The organism is Fictibacillus sp. 23RED33 (genome assembly GCF_015903925.1).
Classification (GTDB): domain Bacteria; phylum Bacillota; class Bacilli; order Bacillales; family Fictibacillaceae; genus Fictibacillus; species Fictibacillus phosphorivorans.
The window spans coordinates 1-1,663 of record NZ_JACZDX010000021.1 but is presented as its reverse complement, the minus strand read 5'-3'; the positions used below and the strand labels follow the sequence as shown (position 1 = coordinate 1,663).

The window sequence follows — 1,663 nt, the reverse complement described above, 5'->3', positions numbered from 1 at the left end:
ATGATATGCTCCCCTTAAGGTAGACAGATGAAATAAAAAGTCTGTTTATCTTAAGGGGAGTTTTTTTATGGGGTATTCTAAAGAGTTTAAATACACAGTCTTATCTACTTATAAAGAGGGCGAATTTACAATAAAAGAGCATTGTAAAAAGTTTGAGATAGCCAAGACCTCTCTTAAGAAATGGATTGAGCAATTTGAGAGATATGGAATGGAAGGTCTTAGATCCTCAAGTCCCTGGAAGTCTTATTCTAAAGAGCTCAAGGTCAGAGCTGTTAGGGATTATTTGTCAGGTCAATACTCTCAGAATGAACTTATAAGAATGTATGGTATTTCAAGTAGATCGGTCCTCCAGGAATGGATTAAGACGTATAATAGTTATAGAGAATTAAAGGGTACGTCTATGGGGAGGACGAGTTCTATGACTAAAGGAAGAAAAACAACATGGGGTGAACGTAGACAGATTGTACTTGATTGTTTGGAGAACGGGAAGGATTATCAGAAAAAAGCTGAAACATACGAGGTCTCCTACCAACAGGTGTATCAATGGGTTAAGAAGTATGAAAAAGATGGAGATGAAGCGCTTAAAGATAAGCGTGGAAGAACAAAGCAAGAAAACGAGTTAACACCTGATGAGGCATTTAAGTTACAGATGAAAAGATTAGAACGAGAGAATGAACGATTACGGGCGGAAAATGCATTCTTAAAAAAGTTAGAGGAGATCGAAAGGAGGCAAAAGTAGTCTATATACCAAATGAAAATAAATATATGGCCATCCAGGAACTACATGTTAAAGAAAAAGTAAGTATTCTTTTGCTTTGTGAAATCGCAGGTCTCTCACGAGCTGCCTATTATAAGTGGCTAAAACGAATGCCTTCTAAGCAAGAGCGTCAGAATAATGAGATTATAAAAGAGCTGAAAGCTCTCCATAAGAAAGTGGAGGGCATCTATGGGTATCGTCGAATGACAATGAATATAAACCGAATCTTAAACAAGAAATTTAATCCTAAACGGATTTATAGGCTGATGAGGGTTGCGGATATACAGTGCGTCATTCGAAAAAAGAAGAGTAGATATAAGCGTTCTATCCCCCAACATGTGGCGGAGAATGTGTTAAATCGTGAATTCACAGCAGAAAAGAAAAATACAAAATGGGTAACGGATGTCACAGAATTCAAATATGGTTCACAAAAGAAAGCTTATCTAAGTGCCATTTTAGATTTGTATGATGGATCAATCGTAAGCTATGTAGTAGGACATTCGAATAATAATAGCCTCGTGTTCAAAACGCTAGACCAAGCAATAGAACAGTTAGAGGAAGAACAACCACTTATTCACAGTGATCGAGGATTTCAGTACACTTCTCATGGGTTCAAACGCAAGGTGGATCAAGCCCAAATGACTCAAAGCATGTCACGTGTGGGTAGATGTATAGATAATGGACCAATGGAATCATTCTGGGGAACCCTCAAGTGTGAAAAGTATTACTTACATAAATTTGAGACATTTGAAAACCTGTCTATAGCGATAGATGAGTATATCCATTTTTATAATTATGAAAGATATCAAAAACGATTAAACGGCCTCAGCCCTATAGAATATAGAGCTGAAGCCTCTTAGTTGGTTTTTATTATTTTTACTGTCTACTTGACGGGGTGCAGTTCAA

1 protein-coding gene is annotated in these 1,663 nt (G+C 37.0%); it reads left to right on the top strand.

Annotated features, from left to right (window positions below; all coding sequences use genetic code 11):
- The first annotated feature begins 67 nt into the window (after positions 1-67).
- A protein-coding gene (locus IHV09_RS22860; RefSeq protein WP_370568613.1) for an IS3 family transposase occupies positions 68-1,617 on the top strand; the annotation gives its coding sequence in 2 pieces (ribosomal slippage) (positions 68-692 and positions 692-1,617; 1,551 coding nt in all).
- Positions 1,618-1,663: the final 46 nt, after the last annotated feature.